Genomic DNA, 21,618 nt, shown 5'->3' on the forward strand with positions numbered 1-21,618 from the left:
GCACCAATGGTTCTAACTGCACTTATACTGTTTCCGATAGTTGCGGCGATAGTTATTCCCTTCTTAAAAGGGGAAAAGACAGTAAGGTTTTACACGCTGATAGTTGGACTGGTTGAGATAGGACTATCAATACCTCTTATAACAGGATTTAAACCGGGTGCAGGATTTCAGTTTGTAGAGAAAGTAAAGTGGATTCCTTCTCTTGGGCTTAACTATTACGTAGGTGTTGATGGTATAAGTATTTTAATGATTCTGCTAACTGTGTTTCTTCTTCCCCTTACAGTTCTCTGTTCCTGGACCTACATAAAGAAACGTGTGAAAGAATTTCACGTAGCACTTTTGCTGACCGCAGCTGCATGTATCGGACTGTTTTCCGTCCTTAATCTGGTTCTCTTTTACATATTCTGGGAAGCAATGCTCATTCCGATGTTCCTTATCATTGCCGTTTGGGGTGGACCGCGAAAGAAATACGCTTCCATAAAGTTTTTCCTCTACACATTAGCTGGAAGTGTTCTTCTACTCGTTGCCATCATTGCATTCTACAAAAGTGCCGGAACCTTTTCCATTCCTGAACTTATGAAACACAAATTTGGTTTAACTTTTCAGATATTTACGTTCCTTGCCATGGCTCTTGCCTTTGCTATAAAGGTTCCAATGTTCCCATTCCACACATGGCTACCTGCTGCCCACGTTGAAGCACCGACAGCAGGTAGTGTTATTCTTGCTTCTGTTCTCCTTAAAATGGGAACTTACGGATTCTTAAGACTCTGTTTACCCCTTGCACCAGAAGCAAGCGTCACACTTGCACCTCTTATGGTGGTTCTTTCTGTAATTTCAATCATTTACGGCGGCTTTGTAGCGTTAGGACAGACAGATATTAAAAAGCTTATCGCTTATTCTTCTGTAGCTCACATGGGATTTGTAACGTTAGGTATTTTCATGTTTAACTTAAGGGGTGTTGAAGGTGCACTTATGCAGATGCTTAACCACGGCATTACAACAGGTGCCCTCTTTATGCTGGTTGGTGCACTTTATGAAAGAAGCCACAGCAGAGAAATAGAAGATAACCTGGGGCTTTCAAAGTACATGCCCATTTACATGGGGTTTTTCCTCCTTTTCGCACTGTCTTCATTTGCGTTTCCCGGGACAAACAGTTTCGTTGGTGAAATGTTAGTTCTTATAGGAACCTTTGCAAAAGATGTACCTCTTGGACTCGCAGTTATTCCGGGTGCGCTCCTTGCGGCAGCTTACATGCTTAGACTCACTTTAAAGCTTGCATGGGGCGAACCTTCAAAAGCAAAAGAGTGGAAGGATCTAACTTTAAGGGAAATCGTAATGTTGCTACCCCTTGCATTCTTTGTAATTTATATAGGTGTTGCTCCGGGCATCTTCCTCAAAACGATAGACCCGTCTATTAAAACTCTCATCACTCACGTAGAGAAAAATTCTAACGGAAAACTTATAAATAAACATACCATTCCTTCTTACGGAGAGAGGCAATGAACGGAATAGTAATGCTTTTACCTGAGCTGTTTCAGCTTTTAATAGTTATAATTCTGTTTTTAGTTGCTCTTGGCAAAGAAAAAAGGAAATTTTCCTGGTTACCGTTCCTAACAGGAACATGCGTTGTCGTTACCGCTGTCTCACTTTTTAACTCCGGACTTATGTTCTACGGAACTTATAAAATAGATATGCTATCTCAATTTTTTAAACTACTAATAACAATTGGATTTTTTATAGTCTCTCTCCTCCATGTGAAAAGTATAGATGAAAACCGCAGAGCAGATTATTTTTTACTAATCTCTATAAGCGTTCTTGGACTCATGATGCTCTCTTCTTCTGTAGAACTTATAACTATATACATCTCTTTAGAAATCGCTTCATATGCTCTCTATGCTATAGTTCCCCTGAGAGCTGAAAGTAAAGAAGCAGCTGAAGCTGGCATAAAATACATTCTATTTAGTGCGGTTATGACCGCCGTTTCACTTTACGGTCTTTCCTTCATCTATGCTGATGCCCACACAACGATGCTTTCCCAGTTTAAAAATATTGGATGGACCTTAACGGCCCATCCGATGGCAACATTTGGAATAACACTATTCTTAGTTGGATTCCTGTTTAAATTGGCATTGTTCCCGTTCCACTTTTGGGCACCTGATGTTTATCAGGGAATGGCAAACGAAACTGCAGCCTATGCAACAACACTTCCAAAACTTGGAACAATAGTGGTGCTCATAAGACTTCTTGGGGCAGTTTACCCATCAGCAGCCGTTGCATCGGTTCTTGCGGTATTCGCTGCACTTTCAATGACAATAGGTAACATTACTGCTCTCGTTCAGGATGATGTTAAAAGAGTTCTTGGATACTCTTCTGTCGCCCATGCAGGTTACATGACAGTTGCTCTTCTCATTCAAACAAAAGAAGCACTGGCAAACGTTGCATTTTACGCAGCGGCCTACATGTTTATGAATCTTCTTGCCTTTTGGGTTATATGTAAACTCTCTGACGGCAAGAATCTTACCTTTAAGGATTTTTCAGGGCTCTATAAAAGAGCACCGATTCTTGCATTCGCCGTAACAATTGCTGCAATGGGACTGATAGGACTTCCACCTACAGGAGGATTCATAGGAAAGTTCTTCCTCCTTACAGGTGCATGGGGTAAGGGATTTGACTGGCTTATTATTGTAGCGGCTCTTAACACAGCAGTAGCAGCCTATTACTATCTGAAGTTTATCCGCTTCTCATACACAGAAGAGAGTGAAACAGAAGAAAAAGTAAATACGTCACCGATTGACTCTACCGTAGCGGTCATACTGGCCGTAATTGTACTTGCAATAGGAATTATTCCATCACCAATTTATCAAATGGCGTTAAAGGCTACAGGCATACTAAGGTGAGGGAAATCCTCACCTTTTATTTTTCCCAATCGTAAGTTTCAAGAATTGAAAGTGCCTTATAATCCGTTAAATCAAGCTGTATAGGTGTTATTGAGACAAAACTGTTTTTTACGGCCCAGTAGTCTGTTCCTGGTTCCGCTTTCCAGTTCGGTTCTTCCCCTCCTATCCAGTAGTAACTCCTTCCCCAGGGATCTTTTCTCTCTTCTACCTTCTCACTGTAAGCTTTCTTGCCCTGTCTTGTCATTTTGATTCCCTTTATTTTTTCTAAAGGAAGGTTTGGAATGTTCACATTTAAACAACATCCCTCCGGAAGCCCTTTCTCCGCGACCTTAAGTGTAATCTTCCTTGCATATTCAGCCGCTGCAGTCCAGTGAAAATCGGTAAAAGCGGCAAGGGAAAAAGCAATAGAAGGAATACCTAAAAGTGCACCTTCCATAGCAACAGAAACGGTACCTGAATAGGTTATATCCTCACCAAGATTGGGCCCCCTGTTAATACCACCAATAATCATATCGGGGCGTTTCCCGTTCATAACGGCATGTACACCTATGTAAACGCAACTCGTGGGTGTACCATCAACGGCGTACCACCTATCCGCCACTCTTTCACACCTTATCGGTCTGTGAAGCGTCAAAGCCCTGCCAACGGCACTCCTCTCTCTATCAGGTGCAACAACGACAACATCAGCAAATGTGGAAAGCGCGTCGTACAGGGCTTTCAAACCTTCAGAACGAATGCCGTCATCGTTTGAAAGTAGAATCTTCATCATAAAACCTCACTTTATTATAATTTCACAGAAATCATAAATATATATCCTCTAAGCTAAAATTAAATCTAATGCATATTTACCCTGCAAAATAGACTCAGAATTTGAGATAATATATGATACAAATGGAGGCTTGCATTGAAGGCATTAATAGTCGATGATGTTCTTTTTACAAGGCTCGTTATGGAAGAGGCGTTAAAGATTTTAGAATCAAAGAGGGAAATTCATTTTGACATCCTTGACCAGGCGGCAAGCTACAGGGAAGCTATCAAAAAATTGAGCAAAGGAGATTATGACATTGTCATAACAGATATAAAACTAAAAGACGGTCTCGGTATAGAACTTGCAAAGCATATAAAAAGAAAATATCCTGGAACTTTAGTAATAGCTTTGACGATGTATCCAGAAGAATACAAAAAACATAAAGATATCTTTGACGAATTCCTTAAAAAGCCCATATCTTCAGAGGAATTAGAAGAGAAGTTAGAAAAGATATTCAAATAAGGAGAAGCAGGAATGCTTGAAATAGAAAAAGTTCTCTTTCTTGCTCTTAAAGCATTTCACCCATGGGAAATATCTATTAAACTTCCGGAAAGTGAGGGTGCAATATATGTCGAAAACAAAATGATCGTTGCTGCCGAACTTAAAAAGAAAAATAAAACACTAAAAGATTTTGAAGCATTCAAAGAAATAATAAAAAGGAGAAGAGAGATAGAAAAATTAGACATATTCCCATTAAGAAATAAAGTGGAAAATAGAATGTCCTGCGATATTTACTGTGTAATGCAAATGCTTGAAGAGATAGAAGCGATAACGCCCGGTGAAAAGAGCTGGATAGAAGAATTCCTTTTAAACCTCATTTCCCTTGACAGCAACTGGGTGGTTAACCTCCAGAGTGCAACTTTTAAAGGTAAACTATACTTAAAAGATAGAAAATACATAGATGCTTACTTTTTAGACAAAATAACAAAAGAAGTTTTCACGGGGAAAGAAGCTCTTAACAGAATTGTTAAGCACAGAAACGAAATCCAGACAGCAGAACTACAACCCATGAAGGAACCCTGTCAGGAAAAGTTCACCATTGGCTTTATGGACTTCTTTGAATTATTAAATAAAGACTAATATCATTTTTAATTTATGTTTCATGAAATCCTTGGAAATTTCTATAACTATAAACTATAATTACCCGTAAAATTTGCTCTAAACCTATTAGGAGGCCTGAATGAATATTATCAATTCAGCCCTTGTGCCTGCAATGAGATACAAACTTTCAAGAACCTTAAAGTTCCGAAAAGCTGTTGGCGAACCTCCAGCCGAGGACATGAACAGCAGGGGAAAAAAGCTTCTTTACATTCATGTTCCTTACTGTGAAGAAGTGTGTCCCTTCTGTTGTTTTAATAGCTACGATATAAACAAATACAGACATACAATAAAAGAGTATTTCGAAGCGGTAAAAGAAGAAATTAAAATGTACAGAGATCTGGGATACGACTTTAATTCTGCCTATGTAGGTGGAGGAACACCTACAACTGTTCCTGACGAACTGGCAGAAATACTTGAATTCATAAGAAAAGAATTCAACATTACAGAAATTTCTATCGAAGCAAATCCGAGGATTTCTGATGAAACTGTAAAAATCTTTCAGAACGCCGGACTTGATAGACTATCTATAGGCATTCAAAGTTTCAACAATCAACTTCTGAAAGAGATAGGTAGATACGAAAAATACGGAAGCGGCGAAGAAATCAAAGAAAGGGTAAAAGAAATAATCGGAAAGTTCAGAATTGTAAATCTTGATTTCATCTTTAACCTTCCAACACAAACACCAGAAATACTCAAATCAGACCTTGAAACAGCCATAGAACTTGGCGCCGATCAGATAACCTGTTATCCACTCATGGTGGCAGAACAGAACGTGAAAAACATTAAACAGATGGGGCAGGTTGATTACAATAAAGAAAGGTACATGTACTTTAACACTGTTCTTCCTGCAATGAGAGAAAAGTACATCCCTGCATCTTCATGGTGCTTCTCAAGAAAAAGAGAAGATAAGAAAATAGACATGATTGACGAGTACATTGTGGATTATCAGGATTACATAGGCGTTGGATGTGGCTCTTTCTCATTCGCAAATGGTTATGTAAACATGAACGCCTATACCATTCCTCTCTACATATCTCTCATAAAAGAAGGGAAATTTCCGACTATAATGCGCTCTTACAAGTTGGCTTTCAAAGACCACATGAGATACTACATGATGATGAGTCTCTTTGGAAGAAGGCTTAATAAAGAGAAATTTAAAGAGAGATTTGGTGTAGAGTACGAAAGAGCTCTCTGGTGGGAATCTAAATTTGTCAAACTCATGGGTATAGTAACGGAAGAGAGAGGTAACGTTTACACTACCGAAAGGGGTATGTATGCATTCCTAATAATGCTCAGGCAGTTCTTCGTATATGCAAATCGCCTGAGGTTTATCGGAAAGAAAGGTTCCGCTGAAATCGAAGCGGAACTTAGAAAGTTAATAAAAGAATCCGACAAAGCGTACTCCATTAGTGGATGAGAGGCTTAACCTCTCACCACTTTTACTATTAGGTCAACACCAAGGACAAGTATAAGAACAATATTTGTATCAAACATTAACTTAAATCCCTTTCCGTTCATTAACTTCAACGTCTCGTAATCGTTATAGAAATCCCTTCTATTTTTCGCAAGATTTATAAGTCTATAGACAGAAACAAAAAGGTATGCGATGGGAATCGTCGCAACTATTGAAAGTCCAAGATGGAGAAGATATACGGCACAGAAAATGAGTGTCATCAGATAAATATAGAGAGAAGCGATATAAACATTGGCCATAGTATCTTTTCCAAATCTGACTACAAGGTTTCTTTTTCCAGCTTTTTTATCAGGTTCATAATCGGGAAACTCCCTCAAAACTTTTTGTGCAAAAACAGAAATCATATAAGGCAGGGCCATCACAACTGGAAGCCATGAAAAGTGCCTTGTCTGAAACATGTAAGCTATGAGCGTCGGAGCAACCGCATTTGTAAAAGCTAAAACAATCTCACCAAGCCCTCTGTAGGCAAACTTAAAGGGCCAACCCGTATAACCGTACGCTATAAGAAAGAGAACAAAACAGAGAAAATAGAAATTCCACGAAAATCTGTATTTAAAAACAAACACCAGTCCCAACAGAACGGCAAGAATACCTGAAGCGTAAGCAATGAAAAGAGCCTCTTTGGGCGAGATGAGTCCTTCAACTAACACCTTTGAACCGCCTGTAAACTTTGACGGATTCTCACTATCCGTTTTTAAATCGGCAACGTCATTTTGAACGTAAACACACTCAACGGCAAGCATCAAAATAGAAAAACTTACAACAAAAAGACCTACATCGATATGCCGCTCATCCCATATGGCAACCACCGTCCCAAGGAGAAACGGATAGACCATCGTTAAAAATTTAAAAGGCTTTGACAATCTCACAAAAGCTCTCAACTTTTCTGTAAACGTCATACCACCACCCCTGATATTAAGTCACTTTTATTATAAAGGTTTAGTCCTATCATTCAAATCAGAAAAAAGAGTAAAATATCTCCGGAGGCAGAATGGAAGGCGTTTTTACGATAGAAGAACTGCAGAATCGGCTTCCCGATTACAGAGAAGTTGATGCCGTTACCTGTGCCACTTTTGCAATCGTTTCTGCCGTATCCCTTGTATTTGAATTTCCCTTTGCAGAACCAGGAAGGTTCAAAAAGGCTATAAAAGTTACAATAGACGGCGAAGAAACTCTAACTGGACCCGCTCCAAACGAAACACTTGGAATAGCAGATGGAATAGCCTCAAGGCCCCTCTTTGTAGAAAAACTTTTAAGCGGAAAAAGCGTTAAAGCCATCGTTACAGCAGAAAAAATGGACGGTTCAACAGAAACTATTGAAAGAAACCTATCCCTTGAAGATTTTTCCTACACAAAACTCCTCTTCACCAGAGTGTGTGTCAAAAACTACATGGGTTTTGTATCGGATAAACCCGTAAAAACCATCTTCTCAGCAGAGAAACTGAATCCAGGTGAATTCACATTCTCAGGCTGCGGTGCGCTTAATCCCCTTGAACACTTCAAAGTAAAACCCGGTGAAAAAATCTTCATCGCAGGAACGGTAGGCATCGTTACAGGAAACGGAACAAGAAGCACACCTAAAAAACCAAACCTCTCGGTCATGTGCGATCTAAAAGACGTTAAGAAAGAGTACTTCGGTCTATTCAAAACAGGCGGAGGAACAGAATACTACGTAGGGTTAGGTATAAAAAAGTCAGTAGAAAGCCGTGAAGAGTATAAGAAACTCACAGAAAAGAGGCATGAAAACATCCCTCTTTTAGTGGCAAACGTTGTAGGAAGAAAACCTATAGCCACGCTAACTTACAGTGACGTCTGGAAATTTGACGATACCTTAAAATTTAACAGAGAAAAGTGCCAAAAGTGCAATCCCTGCCTTATAGAAGAACACTGTCCGGCAGAAGCGTTCTCAAAAGAAGAAGGATTTCTCACTAACTGTATGTTCTGCGGCAGATGTATCAACCTGTGTCCCTTCAACGCAGTAGAAGGAGATATTGGAACGGTCATGATAGATGGAAAAGAATACAAAATAACCTTCAGACAATCTTCTATCAAAAGAGCAAGAGAGATAGCACAGAAACTAAAAAACGGGTATGATTTTGATAAAATAGTTAAAGTTTAAAACATAAAGGGGGTAATAATGAAGGTACTGTTTCCAACAATCTTTGAAAAGTTTTCATTTGGAATTTTAAGAGAATTAATAAAACTCAGGAAAGCAGGACTTAAAGAGATTGTATTTCTTTATGTAATAGAACCTGAAAAGGTTATTGTTCCCAAAACAGGCGAACTGCTAAAAAGCGAATTGGAAAAGGAAAAACAGAAGGCAGAAGAGGGATTCAAAAAATGGCAGCTTCTCCTTGAGGAATACGGCATAGAGGCCTCCTACCACGTAAAAATGGGAAAAGCGGTAGAAAAAATACTTGAAACGGCGATAGAAGAAAATGCCGACCTTGTAATCTTAGGACACAGGAAGAGGAGAAGCTTCTTCGGAATCCTATTTAGCAGTCTCGGTTCAACGGCCCTCACCTTCATAAAAGTTACCGCGTTTCCTGTTCTTATATTTCCATCCACATTTAAAGAGCACGAAAAAGTAAGCATTTTTGAGAAGATAATCATAGCAACAGACCTGTCCAAAAACTCCTTTAGAATGATTGAGTATATCCTGAAATTCCAGCCGCTAATCGACGGAATAACTGTCGTTCACGTTCTCAAAAACGGAAGTGAAAGCACCGAAATAGAAGAAAAGCTTAAAGAGATAACAGACCACATAAAATCTTCCGGCGTTAAAAATGTATCCTATAAAATCCTGCGGAATGATGAACCGGCTGATGCAATACTTAACGAAGCCCAGAACGAAAATGCCACATTGATAGCAATGGGAATCATCGGAACCCACGAAGAAAAAAGGATGAAATACAACCTGTTCTGGTTTGGAAGTGTTGCCCAAAAAGTAACAGACGACGCTGACATTCCGGTTCTTCTTGTTCCTCCTGAAAGAGAGGCTAAAACGATAGAAGAACTAATAGAAGACGAGGAATAATATGGAACTTCTTGCTAAAAGCGGCTTTGTAGGATATGTTATTCTTTTTCTCTCCATCGTTACGCTTGGCGTGTTCTTGGAACGAGTCTTCTCTCTCAACAGGTTTTACAGAAAGGTTAAAAAACATGGTTTTAAGCCAGAAGTACGCAGGGTAATAGAATCTGTTGGTAATCAGTCTATTGAAGTTGTAGAAAATCTTCTAAGTATAAGAGGTTCAATGATAATAGCCGAATGCGAGAAAGGGGTAGGCTTTATAAGGCTCGCCTCTTCTATAGCACCTCTTCTCGGCCTCCTTGGAACCGTTATAGGAATGATAGAAGCCTTTCACAATGTTGCCGGAAGTGGATATAGTGTTAATCCTGCCCAGTTAGCAGATGGAATATGGACAGCACTTCTAACAACGGCAGAAGGTTTGTGCGTTGCTATTCCAGCATACTTCGGTTACTTTTACCTTACAAATCTGATAGAGAAGATTGAACTTGCCCTGAAACAGGATATGGAAGAGGTATTGATAGAGGTTTACGGTGATAGAGTTCAAAAAGAGAGAAGATAACGGTTCGATTCTTGATATTGCGCCCCTTGTTGATATGGTTTTTCTTCTCCTTATTTTTTTCCTCCTGACAAACAGTTATCAGAAGCACCAGGTATCAGTTACTCTTCCTGCCACAAAATCGGGACAGGAAGTAACAGAGACGAAGAAAACATACACAATAGAAATAAAACCAAACGGCATAATACTCATAAACGGAAAAACATCTACATTAAACGACATAGAGAAAATTCCAAAAACAGCCGAGGTTGACATAGCAGGCGATAAAAACATAAGCTATCAAACATTCATGAAAGTTTTAGACAGATTAAAAGAGGCAGGCATAAACAATGTCAATCTACTCACCCTCAAGGAATAAAATTCTCATAATTACGATGGTTTTCTCTCTCTTCTTGCATCTTACACTTTTAAAAATCATAGCAGCAAACAGTTACTCCACAGGAAAGTTATTTTCCCTGTCTGGTGGAAAAGGAAAAATAAAGGTATCTCTAAAAACATACTCCACTTCTACTTTCAAAAAAAAGAAAAGGAGAAAAACTACAGAAATTAAAAGCAGTAATATCAAAGAAACAGCCAAAAGAAGAAAGAAAAAAGTTAGCAGTAAAATCACCACAAAAAAGGTACACTCTAAAAATGCACAAAAAATTCCAAAGAAACATAAAAATAAAAAACAGCAGGAAACAGAAAGTAACACAACGGCAGTAAAACAGAGAGAAGAAAAAACAACACAGCCAACAAACACTCAACAGGAAACTAAGGGCCAAAAAGTAGGTGGAAGTCTTTTCTCATTCCTTGATTGGAAACGTTCATACATAAACTCCGTAATCTTACGATTGGAAGAAAAAAAAGAGTATCCAATGGTGGCAAGAGAAATGGGAATTCAGGGAACCGTAAAACTAATCCTGATTGTCGATAGAAACGGAAAGCTTGTAAATGTTCAGGTGGCTGAATCATCAGGATTCCCGATACTTGATGAAAACGCCGTTGAAACGGCAAAAAAGGCAAAATTCCCGCCGTTTCCACCAGAAGTCAAAAAGAGCCAGATAAAAATTCCCGTTTACGTAATATACAAACTGACCAAAAATGAAGAAAACATGTAGCAATTAAGAAACATTATTGTATAATGGAAGAAAATTACAGGAGGGGGCAAAATGACCGGACTCGCCGAAAAAGCGATGGAAGAAATACCTTACATAACAGGATACGCAGCGGTGAAATTTAACGGAGAACTCCTTTCAATTGCTGGTGAAGAAACTGAGAAAAATCTCAAAAACATACAGTCTATCGTAGAAAATTATATAAGCATATACCATTCACTGGGCGAATACGCAGTAGGTATTCCAAAAGAAATACTTATGACTACATCTGAAATAACAATTCTTATAAGAATATTTTACAATTATGAATTTTTCCAGTTAGCGGTGCTTAAAAAAGATGCAAACTTAGGATACACCAGGTACATGCTTCACCACTACTCAAAAGCAATAGCAGAAGAGGTATAAAATGGCACTTAAAATAGAAGAGATTAAAAAAGGAAAAATAGATTTAACAAATCCTGTAATTCTTTACGAATCTCCCGACTACAAAGTTGCATGGGTCGGCAGTGCTGAAGAATTTATTTTCAGGTGCAATGCGTACTTAATTTCCTCAGGAGGAATAAACATACTGATAGACCCGGGAGGCATACAACACTTTCCACAGGTTAAAGACAGAGTAACAAAAATTGTGGGGAATCCGGCAAATGTAACACACATAATAACACACCATCAGGATCCTGACGTTATAGGCTCTTTACCTGAATGGCTTAAAATAAATCCCGAAATCACGGTAATAACAACGCCGAGAACCAAAGTGCTAATCCCCTATTATGGCTTTGACAGAGAAAATGTAAACTGGCTTGACGTTAGTCCGTTAGACGATACTATAATTGACATAGGAAATAGTAGCACTCTCATATTTTTAAGTGCACCTTTCCTTCACTTTCCAGACGCATTCGTAACATACGATTCAAGAAGCAGAATTCTGTTTTCCGGGGACATATTCGCAGCAATCCAGAACAGATGGGAACTTATAGTTAAAAACATGGAAAAACATAAAAATGAAATGATGTATTTCCATGTTTACTATATGGCCTCTCAAAAAGCTTTAAAGTACTTTGTCAACAAAGTGAGCCCCTTTAACATAAAAGCAATAGCCCCCCAGCATGGCTCAATAATTCCAGAAGAATTTGTAAAAACTGCTCTCGATTTTCTGTCAGAACTAAAATGTGGTATAGACCTTTTATACGAGGAATCTCCGGTAAGATCTATAATGGACGAAATATTCGGAGAAAATTAAAAGCCTGCCTCCCGGTAAAAAAAACATATATTTATTCTGAAACTTCATTTCAAAAGGCAGGAAAATGGAACTTTTCAATCCATCCTACTGGCAGACCTTTGCATTAAAGTACGGCATAGCGGGACTTGCCCTCAATAGCTTTATCGAAGCCATATTCTTCCCAATACCACCTGATGTCCTTCTAATTGCCCTGTGTGCCACAAACCCTCAAAAAGCGTTCTTTTACGCACTCATAACCACAATCTTTTCAACGCTCGGTGGTATTGTAGGATACTTTATTGGATACAAAGGGGGAAAACCTTTAGCGATAAGATTTTTCGGTGAAGAAAAAGTAAACAGGGTTCACCGCCTTTTCGAAGCTTACGAAAGTATGATAATCCTCACAGCAGGATTTACGCCTTTACCCTACAAACTGTTTACAATAACTTCAGGTGTTCTATTCGCAAGCCTCCCAAAACTTATAATATTCTCCGTTATAGGGAGAGGATTGCGGTTTTTCGCTGAGGCCGCTCTATTCTATTTTTACGGAAGCCAGATAACCGGTTTTGTCGAACATAACCTCAATATCATTTTTACCGTTTCCGGTGCATTGATAATTATTCTGTTCCTTGCATACAGAAGGATAAAGAGAGGTAAACTTCCATGAGAGGAAGGAGAGACTTTTTCAAGGAACTATTCAGCTCTGTGACAAAAGCAGCAGCAGAATTTGCATACGAAGTATCAAAAACAACCGAAAACCTTGTAAGACCACCGGGAAGTGCCGACGAAGATACCTTCACAGCACTGTGTGAAAAGTGTGGTAAATGCGTGGAAAACTGCAAAACAGGCGTACTTGAAAAGTATAAAAAGCTAAACCCTATTATTTTAGAAACACCCTTTATGAACTTTGACAACAACTATTGTGAACAGTGCTACACCTGCATAGAAAGCTGTTCTTCCGGTGCTCTAAAGTTTGAAAACCTTAAAAAATATAGGTACGTTGCAAAACTATTAAAGGATAGATGCGTTGCGTTTAAAGAGATGTTCTGCCTTACATGTTACTGGAGCTGCCCGAATATAGATAAAGCCATAACCATAAGGGATAGAAGCTATCCAGAATTTCACCCTGAAGAGTGTAAGGGATGTGGAAGGTGTATAAACGCCTGTCCAACCGAACCTAAATCCATAATTATGGTAAAGGTTGAAAATGAGTGAAATAAAAGCAGCAGAATTTATTAAAAAATATAAGAAAAACTTACCCGATAAAAGAAAATTCCTCATACACGGTGAAGAGTATTATCTGACCAAACAGATAGTTAAACTCTTCACAGATAAACTTGATACGGAAAAAATCTACGTTGACGACGAAAACTTCTTAAATAGATTATTTTCAACTGAAAGTGCAAATCTTTTCTCAAAAAAATATACATTTCCCATAGTCATAGGTATTGAACATTTAGGCGGAAAACTTAGAAAAAAACAGGATAAAGAGAAATTTCTCTCTTTTCTCAAAACAAAAGAAGAATACCTTTTAGTTTCAAAATCGAAGCTTGAACCCAAAACTCTTAAAACAGAACTCTTTAAAAAGATACTATCAACTGTTGACACAGTCATAAACGCAACACCTTTCGATAAAAAAAGCCTATTTTCAATTCTTAAAAAGAAATTCAAAACAGCCGGAAAGGAGATTGACGACGAAACCATTCTCTTCATCATAGACTCTGTGGGGCGCAATCTGCAGAATTTAAAAGTAGAAACCGACAAGCTCATCTGTTACCCGGGAACATTGACGAAAGAAACGGTAAGTGAACTGCTATTTGCTGCAAAATCGGGAAATGTATTTTCGCTCATAAAGGAAATAGTAAGAAACAGAAAACGGGAATACATAGAAAACCTCAACCTAATTCTTCAAGAAAGCGAACCTCTAAGTTTAATAGCCCTACTGCAGACACAAATGAGACAGATAATAGAAGTAAAATTAGGAAAACCTGTTAAACTGCCATCTTTTGTAGTAAAAGAGTACAACCTTCTTACAAGAGGAATACCGTTAAAAACTCTGTACAAAAAGTTAAGCACAATTCACGAAGCAGAATTCTCAATAAAAACCGGTGCAAAAAAGCCGGAAGAAGCACTTAAAGACATCATATTTCAGGAGGAACGTTAATGGTAACCCTTTTAGCTTTTGTCATAGCACTTGGAGTTCTCATCACAATCCATGAAGCAGGCCACTTCGCGGCAGCTAAATTCTTTGATGTAGAAGTTGAAACATTTTCCATAGGATTTGGCCCCCCTATACTAAAGAAAAAGATAGGCGAAACGGAATATGTCATCGCCGCAATTCCCCTTGGTGGATACGTGAAAATGGCAGGTGAAAATCCGGACGAACCTGTCAAAAGCAATAGAGATTTCTATGCAAAACCTCCCTGGCAGAGAATAGTAATAGCCCTTGCAGGTCCTGTAATGAACCTTCTCCTTGCAATATTTCTCTTTTCAGCCGTTTACACAATCGGAAGATACATTCCAACATATCGCATAAAAGCCCCAAAAGTTGGATTTGTCCCTGCAAACTCCACACTGAAGCAGGGCGACATAATAGAAGAGGTAAACGGAAAAAAGGTAAAAACGTGGGAAGACTTTGAAAAAATAGTTGCACTTAACCCTGACAAAACGCTGAAACTTCTCATTAAAAGAAATGGAAAAGAAATAACGGTAAACGTTAAAACGGAAAAGGATAACGAGACGGGAACCGGATTTATAAATGTAATTCCGGCACTAAAACCAATTGTCGGCCAGGTGGCAAAAAACAGCCCCGCCGAGAAAGCGGGACTTAAAAAAGGCGACATAATTCTGAAAATAGACGGAAAGGAAATAAAAAGCTGGGAAGAGGTCGTTAACATAATAAAATCAAGCAACGGAAAAGTTTTAACAATTACAGTTTTAAGGAATGGAAAAAAATTAACGTTAAAGGTAAAACCAGAGTACAGCAAAGAGTACAAAAAGTACATAATCGGTATCGTGCCAAAGATAGACCAGACATTTGTTCGCTATCCGTTTCCAGAATCTGTAAAGATGGGATTCAAAGAATTCCTATCACAGTCGTCTCTCTTCTTTACGTTCCTGAAAAAACTCCTCACAGGGGGAGCCTCTGTTAAGAGCCTCGGCGGTCCAATAATGATAGCTCAGGTTGCAGGAAAAGCCGCAAAGGCAGGACTATCAAGCTTTCTCTACTTTATGGCATTCATAAGTCTTCAACTTGGATACTTCAATCTCATTCCACTTCCCGTCCTTGACGGCGGTCTAATACTCATGTTCCTGATAGAGTGGGTAAGGAGAAAACCCCTATCGGTAGAATTCAGAGAAAGATTCCAGCAGATAGGATTTGCCATATTGGGATTTTTGATGGTGCTTGTTTTCTATAATGATATTATGCGGCTGTTTCACTAAACCTTTTATGAGGCTAACATGAAAAAAATCATCGCTGCACTGATTGCACTATCATCGCTTTTCCCGTTTTCAGCAAAAGGAATGGAAAGCTTCAACCTGAAACAGTCTGTAAACAGATTTTCAATAAACCTTTTTAACGTAACAAACAAAGCAAAAAACAGCTTTTTATCACCCTACAGCATATACCTTGCGTTTGGCCCCATATATGAAGGAGCTGCCGGAAAAACAGAGGAAGAATTGAAAATCGGCTTTGAATATCCAGAGAAGTGCAAACTCAGAAAAGCTGTGCTGAAAGAACTTAAAGAAAAAATAAAAACGCCCCTTAAAATTTTCAACGGTCTCTATGTTGAAAGAAGGTACAATTTTCTCAGAAGCTACATAAACATCGTAAAAACTTACTACCTATCAGAGGTTAAAAAAGTTGACTTCATAGATTCTGAAAAGAGATATCTGGCTATAAAGCTTATAAACAACGACGTGAAAAACGCAACAGAAGGAAAGATAAAAGATCTCATACACCCGAGCGATGTTAACAGGCTTACAAGACTCATAAACATTAACGCCATCTACTTCAAAGACAGCTGGAAGAAACCTTTCAACAAAAACAACACGAAAAAAAGGCCATTTTTTACCGGTAATAAAACAATTTCTGTCCCAACGATGGAAACAACCGGTTACTTCAAGATATACAAATCTCAAGACGTAAAAGCCGTTTCAATACCGTACAGAAGTGGATTTGATATGACAATTATCGTTCCTCAAAAAAATTTCAATCTAACGCTGGAAAACTACAGAAAAATCAAAAGAGCAATGAAAAGGAAATTTATTAAACTCTATCTCCCAAAGTTTCACATAAAAGAGAGACTTTACCTGAAAAAGTACCTTGTAAAACTTCACGTAGTACTACCCTTCACATGGAAAGCGAACTTTAAAAATATGGATGGAACAAAAAATCTTTACATCCAGAAAGCAATCCACCAGACGTTCATAGATGTTAACGAAAATGGAACAGAAGCAGCCGCAGCAACAGCCGTAATTGTTGGATTAAAGTGCATTCCACCGGAGCCAGGAAAAGTGTTCAGAGTAGATAGACCTTTTATTTTCACCATAAGCGACAAAAAAGGCACTATTTTATTTATAGGAAGCGTCCGTAATCCGGAGGAAAAAGAATGAAGTTGCTTGACATTGAAAAAGGAAAATTTTTGGTAAAAGTTGCAAGAGCCGCAGTTGAAACACTCCTGACAAAAGGCATGAAACTTCCCGTTCCGGAAAACACACCTGAAGAGCTCTTTGAAGAAAGGGGTGTCTTTGTCACAATAAAAACCCACCCTCACAACCAGCTAAGAGGATGCATAGGATTTCCCGAACCTGTAATGCCGCTTATTGAAGCAACGATTGATGCAGCAATATCAGCAGCAACAAGAGACCCGAGATTTCCTCCAATGTCACCTGAAGAACTCGACAACGTTACATTTGAAGTAACCGTTTTAACGCCACCAGAACTTATAGAAGCACCACCGGAAAAACTGCCTGAAATGATAAAAGTTGGAAGGGACGGACTGATAATCAGGTGTGGTTTCACAAGCGGTCTTCTCCTGCCACAGGTACCGGTAGAGTGGGGCTGGAACGAAAGGGAATTTCTATCGCAAACCTGCATAAAAGCAGGAATGCCACCGGACTGCTGGAAAAGCCCCTACTGCAAAATTTACAGATTTCAGGGACAGATTTTCAAAGAGGTTGAACCTTACGGTAAAATTGTTGAAGAAAATATATAAACGAGATAAATTGAATAACACCTTTTAGATTAAGGAGGAAGCCATCAATCTGAACGAATGGATAATAGGAATACCTGCCGTTCTGTGGGCACTAACAATCCACGAATTCGCCCACGGCTACATAGCCTATAAATTGGGAGACATAACGCCGAAAATCCACGGAAGGCTCACGCTTAATCCCATAGCACACATAGACCCTTTTGGTTTCATAGCGCTTCTCTTAGTCCACTTTGGATGGGCAAAACCCGTACCTGTTAACCCTCTTTTGTTCAGAAATGTAAAGAACAAAAGGCTGGGAATGCTACTTGTAGCACTTGCAGGACCTGTGGCAAACTTCATAAGTGCACTACTATTCCTCATCTTTCTAAAAATTTTAACCCCTCTATCAATACCTCAAGCTGTGAAACTACCACTCGAAATATTTCTAACCTGGGGAACTTTCATTAATATAGGTTTCGGCATATTCAACCTGCTACCGATTCCGCCACTTGACGGATACAGAATCCTTGAATACTTCCTTCCGGTGGAAACACTAATAAAAATCAAAAAGTACGAACCTTACGGAATGCTAATTCTCATAGCAATTATCATACTCCCACCGTTTACATCTGTTTTTATATCAATGATAAACGGCATAAGTATGGTAATGGCAAAAATTGTCGGAATAAACCTATTTTAGGTAGAAAAAATGGTATTTAAAGAGATAATAAAGAAAAAGAGAGACGGTGAAATCTTAACAGAAAAAGAGATAAGAGAGGCTGTAAAGCAGTACACGAACGGTGAAATTCCTGACTACCAGATGGCCGCCCTCCTAATGGCAATCTTTTTCAAAGGAATGACAGACAAAGAGACCCTTTACCTTACAGACGCAATGCTTAAAAGTGGTGAGACGATCAATATAAGCTGCAACGGAACAATCGTTGATAAACACAGCACAGGCGGTATAGGTGACAAGGTATCCCTTATAATAGCACCGGTTTTAGCAGAAATGGGATTTAAAGCTGTCTTACTATCCGGAAGAGCTTTAGGATTTACAGGAGGAACAGCGGACAAGTTAGAAAGTACTGGAATGAAAGTAACACTCTCAAAAGCAGAAATAGAAGAAGTCACGGAAAAATTCGGTTTTTCAATATCCTGTCAGACAGATACAATAGCACCGGCAGACAGAAAGATATACGCATTGAGAGATGCTACCTCAACGGTTGAAAGTATTCCCCTAATAGTATCAAGCATATTAAGCAAAAAACTCTCTGTCAACACGGAAGCAATAGTCTTCGACGTGAAAGTGGGCACCGGTGCATTTATGAAAACGATGGAAAGAGCACGAGCCCTTGCAAATGGCCTTGTAAACGTATCAAAACTCTACGGAAAGAGAGCAGGAGCACTTATAACCGACATGAACCAGCCCCTTGGAAGAACGGCAGGAAACGCAATAGAAGTGATAGAGTCTCTGAATGCACTATCGGGAGATATATCTGGCGACCTTTTAGAGGTCGTAACCTCTCTAAGCGGTGTTCTGTACGAAATAACAGAGACCGGCAGCTTCAAAGAGGGAAAAGGAAAAGCCGAAGAAATCATACTTTCAGGAAAAGCCCTTAATCGATTTGCAGAGTGGATAGAGTACTTGGGCGGAACAACAGAACTCAAAATCTCAAAAAAAAGAGCTCTTGTTAAAGCTCAAGAAAGCGGCTACATAACTGAGATAGACGGGGAAAAATTGGGATTTCTGATAATAGAAATGGGTGGAGGAAGAAGGAAAGCCGGAGAAGAAATAGACCACTCAGTAGGTCTGAGATTTTTCAAAAAAATAGGTGACTACGTTAAGAGGGGAGAACCTGTAGGTGAAATAATCTATAACAGGGGAAATGTAGAAGAATTTAAAGCTTCGTTTTTACAGGCAATCAAATTTGGAAACGAAAAAAGAAACGTTAATATAATAAAAGAGCGGATATAACCGGAACGAAAAAAAACAACCTTTTCAAAAAACAGAACCATCTAACAAGATTCTCAGAGACAATGGAATACATAGCATTCAAGATAATTTAAAATTTGTTAATACTTTACAAGCTTAATTAACCACTTAGCTGTGGTTAGGTTAAACTAAAAAGCTTATGATAAGGCTAATTTTGATAGTTAATAATAAGATTTATATATAGTATTGCCATTTAAGAGACAAAGTCTTAAAATTAGTTATGACAACAATAAAAAATACCGGCACCTGCAGGTGCCGGCTTTCTCCATAAAGGGGAGGGAGGGGGAAAAGGGGGGTATGATGAAGACTAAACTTCCGCTCCCCTTTAAATCAAGTTTAAAAATTAAATTGGCGTCCCCAGGGGGATTCGAACCCCCGTCGCCGGCGTGAAAGGCCGGTGTCCTAGGCCGGGCTAGACGATGGGGACAACGCATGAGGAAATATAAGAAAAGAGTGGGAGGGTGTCAACCCCCAGAAAAGAATTTTTTTACAAATTTTTTACTTCAACTTCTATCAAATTTAAAACTTCCTGAACCGCTTGTTCTACAGGTACTTCTCTCTTTTCACCGGTTCTTCTAATTTTTACCTCAACAACACCCTCAGACACCTTTCTACCGACAATAATCTGATAAGGAATACCTATTAAATCAGCATCTTTAAACTTAAATCCAGCCCTCTCATCCCTATCGTCCATGAGAACATCAATGCCTTTTGAAACAAGTTCTTTATAAATTCTTTCTGCAATTTCCATCTGCTGACTGTTTTTAACATTAACGGGAATTACCTCTACCTCAAAAGGTGCTATTGCGACAGGCCAGATAATTCCCCATTCATCATAGTTCTGTTCAACAGCTGCAGCCATAACCCTTGTAACACCTATGCCGTAACATCCCATAACCATGGGTTTCTCTTTACCGTTCTCATCTACAAAGACACAATTCATAGCTTCACTATACTTTGTGCCTAATTTAAATATGTGTCCCACCTCAATACCTCTCTTTTCAATAAGAGGCGCGCCGCAACGGGGACACCTATCGCCACCTTTAACCTCCGAAATGTCATTGAACTTTTCAACAGGAAAATCCCTTCCCCAGTTAACATTCTTCAGGTGATAATCTTTTCTGCCACTTCCAGTATAGAAGTTAACCATCTCAGCAATAGAAACATCAACAATTAGAGGAATCTTTATATTCATAGGTGAAAGAAATCCTGGCTCCTGCCCTGTTAATTCCTTAACTTCCTCATCAGTGGCAAACCGGAAATCTTTGACTTTAAGAAGCCTTGAAAGTTTAAGTTCGTTAATCTCTCTATCACCTCTTAAGAGAACCGCATACGGCTTACCTTCAACAATAATAACAAGTAACTTGGCAAGAGAAGATTCTTTAACACGTAGAAACTTTGCAACATCCTCAATCGACTTAACATCAGGTGTGTAAACTTCCTCAACAGAATTAAAGAGAGATTCTCTATCTTCTGGAATAACCGCTTTGCACTGTTCCGCCTTCTCCGTGCTTGCAGCGTAACCACACTTTTCACAATAAACAAGTTTTCCTTCTCCCGTATCTGCAATAACCATAAATTCGTGGGAAAACTTCCCCCCTATCTCGCCCGTGTCAGCCTCAACTGCTCTAAAGTTAAGTCCCATTCTTTTAAATATTCTTGAATAGGTCTCATACATATTCCAGTATTCTCTCTCAGCATCTTCATCGCTAACGTGAAAAGAGTATGCATCCTTCATGATAAATTCCCTGCATCTCATAAGACCAAAGCGGGGACGAATCTCATCTCTAAACTTTTTACCTATCTGATATAGGTTAAGCGGAAGCTGCTTATAAGACCTTACCTCTTTCCTTACAAGGTCTGTTATCATCTCTTCAGCTGTTGGTCCAAGGGCATAATCCCTCTCATGCCTATCTTTAAACTTAATCATCTCTTTTCCATAAACATTCCATCTACCGCTCTCTATCCACAGCTCAGAAGGATGCATTACTGGAAGAGAAACCTCCTGAGCACCGGCACTATTCATCTCCTCTCTTATTATCTTTTCAATCTTCAAAAGAGTTCTAACTCCAAGAGGAAGAATATCGTAAAGGCCAGCAGCCTTTTTTCTTATAAATCCAGCTCTAATAAGAAGCTTATGACTTGGTATTTCTGCATCTGCAGGTGACTCTTTTAAAGTCGGTGCAAAGAGCCTTGAAAAACGCATGGTAACCTCCGGAAATTTAATGGAAAGGGATCTGAGAT

At 39.0% G+C, this 21,618-nt stretch carries 23 protein-coding genes and 1 tRNA gene; 20 read left to right on the top strand and 4 right to left on the bottom strand.

Going from position 1 to position 21,618, the window contains the following annotated elements:
- Window positions 1-6: 6 nt before the first annotated feature.
- Both H153_RS09580 and H153_RS0107195 read left to right on the top strand, forming a co-directional pair.
- Complete coding sequence (locus tag H153_RS09580; RefSeq protein ID WP_022847461.1) at window positions 7-1,503, top strand: NADH-quinone oxidoreductase subunit M; 1,497 nt, start codon at window positions 7-9, stop codon at window positions 1,501-1,503.
- Window positions 1,500-2,897 (top strand): NADH-quinone oxidoreductase subunit N, encoded by a 1,398-nt coding sequence (locus tag H153_RS0107195; RefSeq protein WP_022847462.1) that lies wholly within the window; start codon window positions 1,500-1,502, stop codon window positions 2,895-2,897. The genes H153_RS09580 and H153_RS0107195 overlap by 4 nt, the downstream gene beginning before the upstream one ends.
- Before the next feature lie 16 nt (window positions 2,898-2,913).
- On the opposite strand, the gene surE is transcribed toward H153_RS0107195, so the two are convergent.
- Window positions 2,914-3,663, bottom strand: a complete 750-nt coding sequence (surE, locus tag H153_RS0107200) for a 5'/3'-nucleotidase SurE (RefSeq protein WP_027720082.1) — start codon at window positions 3,661-3,663, stop codon at window positions 2,914-2,916.
- Window positions 3,664-3,801: 138 nt separating this feature from the next.
- Between surE and H153_RS0107205 the strand changes: the two genes are divergently transcribed.
- The 3 genes from H153_RS0107205 to H153_RS09590 all read left to right on the top strand — a co-directional run bounded on the left by H153_RS0107205 (window position 3,802) and on the right by H153_RS09590 (window position 6,223).
- A complete protein-coding gene (locus H153_RS0107205) occupies window positions 3,802-4,167 on the top strand; it encodes a response regulator (RefSeq protein ID WP_022847464.1) in 366 nt (121 codons plus the stop codon).
- A gap of 12 nt (window positions 4,168-4,179) precedes the next feature.
- A complete protein-coding gene (locus tag H153_RS09970; protein ID WP_022847465.1) occupies window positions 4,180-4,785 on the top strand; it encodes a hypothetical protein in 606 nt (201 codons plus the stop codon).
- Window positions 4,786-4,885: 100 nt separating this feature from the next.
- Complete coding sequence (locus H153_RS09590) at window positions 4,886-6,223, top strand: coproporphyrinogen III oxidase family protein (RefSeq protein ID WP_022847466.1); 1,338 nt, start codon at window positions 4,886-4,888, stop codon at window positions 6,221-6,223.
- A 5-nt stretch (window positions 6,224-6,228) separates the two neighbouring features.
- Here the strand turns inward: H153_RS09590 and H153_RS0107220 are convergent, their stop codons facing one another.
- Window positions 6,229-7,179 (bottom strand): prenyltransferase, encoded by a 951-nt coding sequence (locus tag H153_RS0107220; RefSeq protein ID WP_022847467.1) that lies wholly within the window; start codon window positions 7,177-7,179, stop codon window positions 6,229-6,231.
- A 92-nt stretch (window positions 7,180-7,271) separates the two neighbouring features.
- Here H153_RS0107220 and H153_RS0107225 point away from each other — a divergent pair, with 92 nt between their 5' ends.
- The 15 genes from H153_RS0107225 (at window position 7,272) to H153_RS0107295 (ending at window position 19,356) form a co-directional block, all read left to right on the top strand.
- Window positions 7,272-8,399 carry a homocysteine biosynthesis protein gene (locus H153_RS0107225; RefSeq protein ID WP_022847468.1) on the top strand — a complete coding sequence of 376 codons (1,128 nt, stop codon included), beginning with the start codon at window positions 7,272-7,274 and terminating at the stop codon, window positions 8,397-8,399.
- An 18-nt stretch (window positions 8,400-8,417) separates the two neighbouring features.
- Complete coding sequence (locus tag H153_RS0107230) at window positions 8,418-9,317, top strand: universal stress protein (RefSeq protein WP_022847469.1); 900 nt, start codon at window positions 8,418-8,420, stop codon at window positions 9,315-9,317.
- Between the two features lies 1 nt (window position 9,318).
- Window positions 9,319-9,870 (top strand): MotA/TolQ/ExbB proton channel family protein, encoded by a 552-nt coding sequence (locus H153_RS09975; protein WP_022847470.1) that lies wholly within the window; start codon window positions 9,319-9,321, stop codon window positions 9,868-9,870.
- Window positions 9,842-10,225, top strand: coding sequence for a biopolymer transporter ExbD (locus tag H153_RS09980; RefSeq protein WP_022847471.1), 384 nt, complete (start codon window positions 9,842-9,844; stop codon window positions 10,223-10,225). The genes H153_RS09975 and H153_RS09980 overlap by 29 nt, the downstream gene beginning before the upstream one ends.
- The gene (locus tag H153_RS0107245) at window positions 10,197-10,967 is read left to right on the top strand and encodes an energy transducer TonB (protein ID WP_022847472.1); all 771 of its coding nucleotides are present in this window, start codon (window positions 10,197-10,199) and stop codon (window positions 10,965-10,967) included. Before H153_RS09980 ends, H153_RS0107245 begins: the two co-directional genes overlap by 29 nt.
- A 51-nt stretch (window positions 10,968-11,018) precedes the next feature.
- Entirely contained in the window at window positions 11,019-11,369 is a 351-nt protein-coding gene (locus tag H153_RS0107250) for a hypothetical protein (RefSeq protein WP_022847473.1), read from the top strand.
- Between the two features lies 1 nt (window position 11,370).
- Complete coding sequence (locus H153_RS09605; RefSeq protein WP_022847474.1) at window positions 11,371-12,204, top strand: MBL fold metallo-hydrolase; 834 nt, start codon at window positions 11,371-11,373, stop codon at window positions 12,202-12,204.
- Window positions 12,205-12,268: 64 nt separating this feature from the next.
- On the top strand, window positions 12,269-12,850 hold the full coding sequence (locus H153_RS0107260; RefSeq protein ID WP_022847475.1) for a YqaA family protein: 582 nt from the start codon (window positions 12,269-12,271) through the stop codon (window positions 12,848-12,850).
- On the top strand, window positions 12,847-13,398 hold the full coding sequence (locus tag H153_RS0107265) for a 4Fe-4S dicluster domain-containing protein (protein WP_022847476.1): 552 nt from the start codon (window positions 12,847-12,849) through the stop codon (window positions 13,396-13,398). Before H153_RS0107260 ends, H153_RS0107265 begins: the two co-directional genes overlap by 4 nt.
- Window positions 13,391-14,347: a DNA polymerase III subunit delta gene (holA, locus tag H153_RS0107270; protein ID WP_022847477.1), complete on the top strand. Its 957-nt coding sequence runs from the start codon at window positions 13,391-13,393 to the stop codon at window positions 14,345-14,347. Before H153_RS0107265 ends, holA begins: the two co-directional genes overlap by 8 nt.
- Window positions 14,347-15,627 carry an RIP metalloprotease RseP gene (gene rseP / locus H153_RS0107275; RefSeq protein ID WP_022847478.1) on the top strand — a complete coding sequence of 427 codons (1,281 nt, stop codon included), beginning with the start codon at window positions 14,347-14,349 and terminating at the stop codon, window positions 15,625-15,627. Before holA ends, rseP begins: the two co-directional genes overlap by 1 nt.
- Window positions 15,628-15,645: 18 nt before the next feature.
- Complete coding sequence (locus H153_RS0107280; RefSeq protein ID WP_022847479.1) at window positions 15,646-16,800, top strand: serpin family protein; 1,155 nt, start codon at window positions 15,646-15,648, stop codon at window positions 16,798-16,800.
- On the top strand, window positions 16,797-17,402 hold the full coding sequence (locus H153_RS0107285; protein WP_022847480.1) for a TIGR00296 family protein: 606 nt from the start codon (window positions 16,797-16,799) through the stop codon (window positions 17,400-17,402). Before H153_RS0107280 ends, H153_RS0107285 begins: the two co-directional genes overlap by 4 nt.
- 133 nt (window positions 17,403-17,535) lie before the next feature.
- A complete protein-coding gene (locus H153_RS0107290; protein ID WP_022847481.1) occupies window positions 17,536-18,081 on the top strand; it encodes a site-2 protease family protein in 546 nt (181 codons plus the stop codon).
- Between the two features lie 9 nt (window positions 18,082-18,090).
- On the top strand, window positions 18,091-19,356 hold the full coding sequence (locus tag H153_RS0107295; protein ID WP_022847482.1) for a thymidine phosphorylase: 1,266 nt from the start codon (window positions 18,091-18,093) through the stop codon (window positions 19,354-19,356).
- A 367-nt stretch (window positions 19,357-19,723) separates the two neighbouring features.
- Here H153_RS0107295 and H153_RS0107300 read toward each other — a convergent pair.
- Both H153_RS0107300 and H153_RS0107305 read right to left on the bottom strand, forming a co-directional pair.
- Window positions 19,724-19,801: transfer RNA gene (locus H153_RS0107300), tRNA-Glu, on the bottom strand.
- A gap of 60 nt (window positions 19,802-19,861) precedes the next feature.
- Window positions 19,862-21,580, bottom strand: coding sequence for a proline--tRNA ligase (locus H153_RS0107305; protein WP_022847483.1), 1,719 nt, complete (start codon window positions 21,578-21,580; stop codon window positions 19,862-19,864).
- Between the last annotated feature and the right edge of the window lie 38 nt (window positions 21,581-21,618).

The sequence above is a fragment of the Desulfurobacterium sp. TC5-1 genome (genome assembly GCF_000421485.1).
Classification (GTDB): domain Bacteria; phylum Aquificota; class Aquificia; order Desulfurobacteriales; family Desulfurobacteriaceae; genus Desulfurobacterium_A.